This is a genomic window from Opitutaceae bacterium (genome assembly GCA_041395105.1).
In the GTDB taxonomy this organism is placed as follows: Bacteria; Verrucomicrobiota; Verrucomicrobiia; order Opitutales; family Opitutaceae; genus B12-G4.
This window is the reverse complement of sequence record JAWLBB010000011.1, coordinates 106243-115396: the sequence shown is the minus strand read 5'-3', so window position 1 is coordinate 115396 and position 9154 is coordinate 106243. Positions and strand designations below refer to the sequence as shown.

At 63.0% G+C, this 9154-nt stretch carries 7 protein-coding genes; 2 read left to right on the top strand and 5 right to left on the bottom strand.

Going from position 1 to position 9154, the window contains the following annotated elements; genetic code table 11:
* Positions 1–305: dienelactone hydrolase family protein (locus R3F07_20240; GenBank protein MEZ5278722.1), on the bottom strand; the 305-nt coding region annotated here is incomplete at its 3' end.
* 126 nt (positions 306–431) lie between these two features.
* On the opposite strand from R3F07_20240, the gene R3F07_20235 reads away from it, so the two are divergent.
* On the top strand, positions 432–1649 hold the full coding sequence (locus tag R3F07_20235; GenBank protein MEZ5278721.1) for an MFS transporter: 1218 nt from the start codon (positions 432–434) through the stop codon (positions 1647–1649).
* A gap of 30 nt (positions 1650–1679) precedes the next feature.
* Positions 1680–2879: a TIM barrel protein gene (locus R3F07_20230; GenBank protein MEZ5278720.1), complete on the top strand. Its 1200-nt coding sequence runs from the start codon at positions 1680–1682 to the stop codon at positions 2877–2879.
* A gap of 58 nt (positions 2880–2937) precedes the next feature.
* On the opposite strand, the gene gndA is transcribed toward R3F07_20230, so the two are convergent.
* From gndA to R3F07_20210, 4 genes are all read right to left on the bottom strand, one after another.
* Positions 2938–4446, bottom strand: coding sequence for an NADP-dependent phosphogluconate dehydrogenase (gndA, locus tag R3F07_20225; protein MEZ5278719.1), 1509 nt, complete (start codon positions 4444–4446; stop codon positions 2938–2940).
* A gap of 76 nt (positions 4447–4522) precedes the next feature.
* The gene (locus tag R3F07_20220; protein MEZ5278718.1) at positions 4523–5275 is read right to left on the bottom strand and encodes a MotA/TolQ/ExbB proton channel family protein; all 753 of its coding nucleotides are present in this window, start codon (positions 5273–5275) and stop codon (positions 4523–4525) included.
* Between the two features lie 15 nt (positions 5276–5290).
* The gene (locus R3F07_20215; GenBank protein MEZ5278717.1) at positions 5291–6271 is read right to left on the bottom strand and encodes a hypothetical protein; all 981 of its coding nucleotides are present in this window, start codon (positions 6269–6271) and stop codon (positions 5291–5293) included.
* Entirely contained in the window at positions 6268–9126 is a 2859-nt protein-coding gene (locus R3F07_20210; protein MEZ5278716.1) for a tetratricopeptide repeat protein, read from the bottom strand. The genes R3F07_20215 and R3F07_20210 overlap by 4 nt, the downstream gene beginning before the upstream one ends.
* Positions 9127–9154: the final 28 nt, after the last annotated feature.

The following is a 9154-nucleotide window of genomic DNA, read 5'->3' as shown; positions in this document are numbered from 1 at the left end:
CCGTTCGGCCCTTTTCCGGAAAGCAGGTCGGGGGCGATTGCCAGGTAGCCTGCTTCCGCCAGCCGGTCGGCCACGGTCCGAACCCAATCGGTCAACCCCCGGTTCTCATGAATGATGATGACGGCGGCCACCGGGCGATTCACCTCCGGGTAAACCAGAAACGCCTTCAAAATCCTGCCGTTGGATGGGATGTTCACCCATTCCTGGTGGCGGGGCGAATCGTTCAGCCGGTCGAGGGAGCCATGGGCCGCGGGGAGGGTCAGGACGGCGGCAAGAAGGAAGACGGGCAGGATGGAGTTCTTCATGGCGTCGGACATTGAACAGGCCGGAGGGAAAAGTCCACCCAGTGGCTTGCCCCCGGTCGCGCCCCTGTTTATCAACCTCTTCCCAGAGTCAGTTCCTCTTCCTCAAACCTCACCCCTCCCCCATCCATGACCACGTCTCCCAATCCCTCCCGCCTGTTTCTTGCCAGTTGCCTCGCGTTGATTGTCACGGCGATGACCTTCGCCATCCGCGCGGGCATCCTGACCGAACTCAGTCTGAGTTTTGCCCTGACGGACACGCAGCTTGGGTGGATCAATTCGATGGCCTTTCTCGGATTCCCGGTCGCCATGATGGTGGGCGGATTGCTCTACAATTACCTTGGAGCGAAGAACCTCCTGTATGTTGCCTTCGTCGGCCATCTGGCCGGGTTGTTGCTGACCATCTTTGCGGGTGGCTTCTGGGGGCTGCTCATCTCGACCTTCTTCATCGGCTTCGCCAACGGTTCGGTCGAGGCGGCCTGCAACCCGCTCATTTCCGACATGTATCCAAAGAACCAGACGACGATGCTCAATCGGTTCCATGTCTGGTTCCCGGGCGGCATCGTCATCGGCGCGCTCATCTCACAGTTCATGACTGGCGCCAGCCTGGGATGGCAGGCCCAGATCGCGGTCATGCTCATTCCGACCGCCGCCTATGGATGGCTTGTCTTCTCCCAACCCTTCCCGAAGTCGGAGAATATCGAAACGTCCACCTCGACCAATATCCGCAGCCTGTTCGGACCGCTCTACCTCTTCATGATCCTTTGCATGACCCTGACCGCCACGACCGAGCTGGGCACCCAGCAATGGGTCGGCCGCATCCTCAGCAGCAGCGGGGCCGAGCCCATGATCATTCTGGCCCTCGGAACCGGCCTGATGGCGGTCGGCCGGCAGTTCGCCGGAGTGATTGTGCACCGCCTGCACACCGTCGGGGTTCTGCTGCTCTCCGCGGTCGTCGCCGCAATCGGCCTCTTCATGCTCAGCCGGGCCACCGGCGGCATGGTCTACGTCGCGACCATCGTCTTTGCCCTCGGTGTCTGTTACTTCTGGCCCACCATGATCGGCTTTACCGGCGAATACCTGCCGAAGACGGGCGCACTCGGGATGTCCCTGATGGGGGGTGCCGGCATGTTCGCCGTTTCCATCTGGAACCCCATCATCGGCAATTGGATCGATTCCGCCCGCAGCGCGGCCGTGGCCGAGGGGCTCTCCGGAGACGCGGTCGAACTCGCCGCCGGACAAAGCACCCTTGCCCATATGACCCTCTTTCCCGCTGTCCTCATTGTCGCCTTCGCTCTCCTCTTCGCGCTGCGCGGAAGGTTCCAGAAGGGAGCCCATACCGAGTAATCGAACCGTCTTTCCAGCCATAGACCACTTATGACGCCCACCCAAAGAAACAAGATAGTCCAGTCGCTTTCCAAGCTCGAGATCGAAGTGCCCAGCTGGGGCTTTGCCGATACCGGGACCCGGTTTGGAAAGTTCTTCCAGGCCGCCGCGGCCATCGACACGGCGGACAAGTTTGCCGATGCCGGTCAGGTCAACGCGGTCACCGGCTGTTGCCCTTCTGTTGCGGTCCACGTGCTCTGGGATTTCCAGCCCGGCGGGGATCCCAAGGCGGTCGCCCGGCTGGCCAGGAAGAACGGGGTGGCGGTCGGTTCGATCAATCCGAACGTTTTCCAGGATCAGCATTATAAGCTCGGATCCTTCGCCAATCCGGACGCCAAGGTCAGGAAGGCCGCTCTCGATCATGTGTTTGACTGTATTGAAATACAGAAGGCGGTCCGCAGCCGCTACCTTTCCCTCTGGTTCACCGACGGCACCAACTACCCGGGGCAGGACGACATCCGCCGCCGCAAGCACCTCTTTGAGGAGGGCCTGAAAGCGACCCAGCAGCGCCTGAAGGGCGACCAGATCGTGCTGGTCGAATACAAACCCTTCGAGCCCGCCTTCTACCATACCGACATCGCCGACTGGGGCATGGCATACCTCCTGGCGAAGAAGGCCGGTCCGAGGGCCCGGGTGCTCGTCGACACCGGTCACCATTATCAGGCACAGAACATCGAGCAGATCGTCGCCCTCCTTCTCGACGAGGGCATGCTGGGCGGTTTCCACTTCAACGACCGGCGTTACGCCGACGATGACCTGACCCTCGGTTCAATCGATCCCTACCAGATCTTCCGCATCTTCCACGAGATTCACGCCTTTGCGGCCGATTCCGGAAAGTATCCGGATATCGCCTACATGGTCGATCAGTCGCACAATCTGAAGCCGAAAATCGAGGCGATGATCCAGACCGTGATGACGGCCCAGGAGTTGTGGTCCAAAGCGGCCCTGGTCGATCACCGGAAACTCAGGGTCCTGCAGAACAGGGGCGATATCATCGGCGCGGAAAACCTCCTCAAGGATGCCTTCGCGACCGACGTGCGCCCGGCCATTGAGCTCTGGCGGAAGAAGAAGGGACTGGCTGCCGATCCCCTCCTCGCCCACCGCCGGAGCGGCTACGAGAAGGCTGCCGCCAGGGAGCGGACACAACGACGGAAGGATCTGGGCATCGTCCAGGGCGGCAGCTACGCCTGAACGGGGACGTCCTGCATTGGTGGTGTAGCCCCGGCAGTCTCTTGCCGGGGTCACTTCCTCACATCTCCATCTGGGGACGATTCTTTTCCGGCCAGTCGATGTGGTAGAACCTGCCCCTGGGCTGGTCGACGCGCTCGTAGGTGTGTGCGCCGAAGAAGTCGCGCTGCCCCTGGAGCAGGTTCTGCGGCAACCGCTCCGAACGGTAGCTGTCGTAATAGGCGAGGGCCGAGCTGAAGGTTGGCACGGGAATGCCGTTCTCGGCCGCCATGGCGACCACGGTCCGCCAGTTCTTCTGGGCCTTCTGGACGGTGGCGTTGAAGTAGGGATCGAGCAGGAGGTTGGCCAGCTTGGGCTTCCGCTTGTAGGCCTCGGTGATTTTCTGGAGGAAGGCGGCGCGGATGATGCAGCCGCCACGCCAGATCTGGGCGATCCGGCCGAAGTCGAGTTCCCAATGGTATTCCTCCTGGGCATACCGCATGAGTTGGAAACCCTGGGCATAGGAACAGATCTTGGAACAGTAGAGGGCGTCGTGGATCGCCTTGAGGAACTTGTTGCGGTCGCCCTTGAAGGTCTTCTTCGGGCCCTTGAGCACCTTGGAAGCGGCGACCCGCTCGGATTTGACGGCTGAGACGAATCGGGCGAAGACGGCCTCCGCGATGGTCGGGGCCGGAGTTCCCATGTCGAGAGCGTTGACCGAGGTCCATTTGCCGGTGCCCTTCTGCCCCGCGGTGTCGAGAACGATGTCGACAAAAGGTTTGCCGGTCACCGGGTCCTTTTGCTTGAGGATGTCGGCCGTGATCTGAATGAGGAAGGAGTCAAGCGCCCCCTTGTTCCACCTGGCGAAGACCTTGCCCATTTCCGGGGCGGAGAGACCAAGGAGCGATCCCATCAGGTCGTAGGCTTCGCAAATCATCTGCATGTCGCCGTATTCGATGCCGTTGTGCACCATCTTGACGTAATGCCCGGCGCCGTCCGGCCCGATATAGGCCGCACAGGGCTCGCCACCGATGATCGGCTTGCCGGGTGCGGCCCCGGTGAGTTCCTTTCCGGTCCTGGGGTCGACCTTGGCGGCGATGGCATTCCAGATCGGCTCAAGATGCTTGTAGGCATCGGGATCGCCGCCCGGCATGACGGCGGGACCGAAACGAGCGCCTTCCTCGCCTCCGGATACACCGGAGCCGATGAAGCGGAGTTTCTTCTCCTTCAGTTCCTTCTCCCGACGGATGGTGTCCGTCCACTTGGAGTTGCCGCCATCGATGATGATGTCATTGCGGTCGAGGAGGGGAACCAGGCCGTCGATGACCGCGTCGGTGGCCTTGCCCGCCTGGACCATGATGATGATCCGGCGGGGACGCTTCAGGGTCGCGACGAATTCCTCGAGGGTGGCAGACCCGACCAGACCACCCGGGGTGTCCGGGTTCTCGTTGACAAAGGCGACAGTCTTTTCGGTCGTTCGATTGAAGACCGAGGTGCGGAAGCCGTGGTCGGCGATATTCAGAGCCAGGTTCTGACCCATGACCGCGAGGCCGATGAGTCCGATGTCGGATTTCGTCTTGGGAGCAGGCATAATTGTGAAGGGCATATGGCCATATTCGGGTGGAAAAAACCACCAAAATCGCAGCGGGTCCCGGCCGGTGGATCCGTCAGGTGTCGCTTTCGTTTTCCGGGCCGGGCGCGTCGAGCTGATCGAGGATGCGTCCGGCTTCGCGTGCGGTCGCCATCATGCGATTGTCGAGGCGGGCGCGCAGGATGAAGTAGGCGACCATGGCGGGTATGCCGATGACGAGCCCCACCGCAGTCGTGATGAGAGCCTCGCCGATGTCACCAGCGAGAAGTTCGGGGCGCCCCATTCCGCCTGCAGAGATGGTTTGAAACGCCCCGATCATTCCACTGACCGTGCCCAGAAGTCCGATCATCGGGGCGACCGTGGCGACGACATTCAGGTAGTTGATCCATTGGCCGATGGCGTTTTCTTCATGCTCGAGGCCTTCCGATACGGTCTCTTCGACTCGTGCCTTGTTGGCGTCGGGCAGGACGGAGCGCGCCCGCTGCAGTCCGGCTTCGAGCGAGCGGGTCAGGACGGTCTGGCGTGCCGCCAGCAGCTCCGAGACGCGACTGAACTCCCGTTTTCGGACGAGCGGCAGGAGCCGATCGATCAGGTCGTCGGGAATGAACCGGCCGGCCTTGGTTTCCCGGACGGCATGGAGAATTAGGAAGAGCATGACGATCGAGCAGAGGCCGAGTGGATACATGGCCCAGCCGCCCTGTTGAATCAGGCCCCAGAGGTTGAGGTCGCCGCCGTTGGTGGTGCGGTCGGCCCCTTGCAAGGATGCCGTGGCCATCAGGAGGCCGAGAAAAGACGCGGTGCAACGGAACATGGGAGGGGACTGTTTCATGATCAGGAAAGAGGTTCAAGAACCGGGTTGGGCCAGAACCCGGCGAACGGCCTCCAGGGTCAACCAGGGGTCGGGGATCGGCGGACCGACGGGTTCCTCATCCAGTGCGGGTTCCTCTGGAGGTGTCTCCGGCCGTAAGGCGGTTTCGATCAGCCTCAACGTTTCGGCAAAAAGGGGCTCGCCTTCGGGCCACTCAATGCCCCGCTCCTGCATCTCGTTGAAGAGGGTGACCGCGGTGGCGGCATCGTCAGTCTCCAGAGATGCGGAGATGACAGCGGCATAGCAATGATCGAGTCCGATCGCTCCGGCGTCGCATCCGAAAGCGACGGGATGCAGGCCGAGCCAGAGAACGGATTCCCAATTCTGGTCCCGAAGTCCCTGCCGGACGAGAACGGCCCAACCGATGACCGAGGGTCCCGACGGCCGATGCTTCCGGCACCAGTTTTCGGCCAGGATGGCCGCCTCTTCATGGAGTCCGGCGGCTTCATAGCCGAGGAGGAGGACGGTTGCCATGCGCTCAGTCTCGGACTCATCGAGGTCGAGGCCGCTCATCCGACGGGCCCGGGCGATTGCTTCCATTGGTCGACCCGCCTTGAGCAGACCCTCGGCGTAAGCCAACAGGGGCCCGCGGTTGGCCCGGTCGAGAGCGGGCAGGTAGGCGGCACGTCCGGCCCAGACCTCCTCGAGGATCGCGAGCACATGGTCATCGGTGATGGATTCTGCGGGGGTCATGACCTCTTCCGCCCGGTCGGCATCGGGAAAGACGAGCGAGCGGATTTCATCAGGGGCAAACTGGTAGATCGCCTCACCGCGGTCGGCCGCGATACGCAGTCGGACCCGGTCGTCCCGGTATCCGTCCAGCCATCCCCGGTAGACCTTTCCCGTCGTGGTGACGATCGTGGCCTGGTGGGCGAATGGGTCCGGTTGGGCCTGCAAGTGAACAACGCAATGGAGGACCAGTGCCAGACCGACGCGCAGCAGGGGAAAGCGGTTCATGGCGAAGGTTCCTCCACAGTCTGGATCCTGGGTTCGAGCCGGTCGCGGGCTTTGATGGCCGGGCCGATGAACGGCGAATCCTGCAATCGTTCGTTGGTCGCCAACTGGAGGTAGGAATTGTAGGCGGCGGACAGGTCTCCTCGTTCTTCGAAGAGACCGGCACTCCGGAACCAGGCTTCGGCCACGAGGTCATCGTAGGCCTGATACAGGGTGTAGATCCGCTGAAAGCAGGCGATGGCCCGGGCGCTGTCACCATCGGCCAGAGCGGTCTCCGCGAGTGCGCGAAGCGCTTCGGCATGCAGCCGACCCCGGGCACTCTTCATCCCGAGAAGCTCCTTCAATCCGGCTTCGGCCTCCCGGGTCCGGCCAAGATTGAGACGGGCTTCCGCGGCGGCGAGCAGGGCGCGGGGAACGATCGGATGACCCGGAGCTTCCGTCGGACAACGATCCAGCCAGGCAATGGCTGTGATGTCATCACCCGCCTCGCCGGCCAGTTTGCCCTGTCCGTACCAGGCATAGGCACGCTCGAAACTTCCGGGGTAGGTCTCGAGGAGTCGCTCGAAATATCCAACGGCCGACGGTGCGCCGATCTCCATCAGGACCGTGCCGACCCGGCCAAGCGCGACAGGACCGAGATCCTCGATCGGCGCCTCGGCTGCGATTTCCAGAATGAGCGCTTCGGCTGCGTAGGGTCGATCCATTGAAAGATGACGATCTGCCAGAAACAGGTTGAGCCGGGCAAAGAGGGTGAATCGACCCCCGGCGCGGGCGTCGATCCGCTCGAGTTCCACCCACGTCGCGAAGGCCTCACCGGTTGGATCCGTTCGGCGATTCAGCCGCTCAAGACCAGTCAGAATGGCGTTGATTTCCGTCGCCTGGGGATCGTTTCCAAAACGCTCCAGGGCATCGCGAAACACCGGCTCGGCTTCATCGGGGTGTTCCATCCGGTTTTCCGCCCACCCGACCCAGTAGAGCGCCTCGCTCACCCGTGGAGGTTGGTTGTCCCGGGCGGCGTAGGTGCGGAAATGGTTGCCCAGGGCCTCGTAGTCCTCGAGCGCCTTGAGGATCTTCCCAATCTGGAAGACGGCGTAGGTTTCCTGTGCGGCCATTTCGGGCGGAACCCGACGAAAGACTTCGAGGGCCGGCTCGAGCTTCCCCCCGGCCATCAGGGTGTCGCCGAGGAGGACCCGCGCCTCCGCCTCCCGGGCGTGTCCCGGGAAGGCGTCAAGGAATGCCCCCAGTTCCAGCTCGGCACCCTCGTAGTCCCGCTGGGCGTAGCGGATCGAGGCGATTCGGTAGTTGATTTCCGGGTACAAGGGATGTTTCTCCGCCTTGGCCAGGAGGGCTTCCAGCTCTCCGCGGGCGGCCGGGTAGTCGCGTTCGAAAAAGAAGGTCAGTCCGTGCCAGAGGCCGCAATTGATCGCGAGGCTTCCCCGGGGATCGGTCCGGATCGCTTCTTCGAAGTCGGCCCGGGCGGGTGCAAAGTCCTCCTGGAGGGTCCGGATGTAGCCGCGGAGAAACAGAAAACGTCCGTGCAACCTGTCCTGGGGAAACCGCTCGATCAGGTCGCTGAGCACCTCCGCGGCTTCGGGTAACCGACGTTGTTCCAGGTGGGCCTGGGCCATTGTATAGAAGGCTCCCGGGGCTCGGTCCGACTGGGGGTAATCCTCGACGAATCGACGGCCGATCGCGAGGGCGTCGTCCCATCGATCGAGTCCTCCGGCCGCGAGGATCCAGCGATAATGGGCCTCCTCGCGGACCTCGGGGGGCAGCATCTCATCGGTGGCCAGTGCCTCGCTGACCAGCCAGGCCTCCCGCGGGCGCCCGGCGAGGAGGAAGGCCTGGGCCCGCCTGAGCATGAGTGAGGGGGTGTAGTCTCCGCTTCCTTCGAGGGCGGCAAGTTGTGCCCTCATCCGAGTGATCATTCCGTCATAGAATTCGATCCAGAAGGCGGCGCCGGCATCGCGGGCGAGGGGCATCGACCGATCGATACGGGCCTCAAGGCCGGACAGCCGCTCCCGCTGCAATTCGATGAGGCGTTGCTTCGGGGGAACCAGGCGGTAGGCGCGGATCGCGTCGGCCGGCCGGTCGGCTTCGAGAAGCCGATCCCCGAGGTCGAGTCCCGCGAATGCGAGAACCGCGATTTCCGGCATGTCGGGTGCCTGCCAGGGCGAGGCCAGAAGGCGACGTGTTGCTTCGTCAATCTGTGCATTCTCGATGGCTCGCCTCAGGCCGAGGAGACGGGCCTGGAGTTTCAGGCTCGGCGCGGCATCGCCGTCCTGTATCCGGTCGAGAACCGCCAGGCCTTCGGCAGACCGATCCAGCTGAAAGAGCAGTTCGGCCTCCTGGAAACGCGCCAGGGTGCTCTGACCGTCCTCCGGATGGGTGTTGAGGAAATCCCTGAAGGCGGCCAGCGCTTCCTCGGCCCGTCCCGAGGTTCGCAGGGCCATGGCGAGGGTATAGCGGACCGAGGCATCCTGTGATCGGTCATCCGGATACCGATCTAGAAAGGAGGCCAGCGTTTGAGCGGCGGCAGCAGCTCGGTTCGCCTTCAGCTCGGCGTAGCCCTGGAGAGGCAGAATCCGGCGAGGCAGATCGCCGCTCTGCCAGGCCTCTTCATCGCCGTAGTCCCGTTCGACTGACGCGAAAAGATCGGCCGCCAACCCGAAGTCTCCGGCCGCGAAGGCACCCGATGCCTGTTCCAGCAATTCCGGAAGCGAAAAGCGGACCAGGGTGGGTTCTCTGCCTTGCGGGAAGACAACCTGCCCCAAAATCATTGCGCCGAGCGACCCGATCGCCCAAACCAAACCCCGATTGAAGGGCAGGCGACTGGTCGTGGGGGTGGGCGTCCTCATCGGTCTGGCGGGTCTACTGAAACAACCG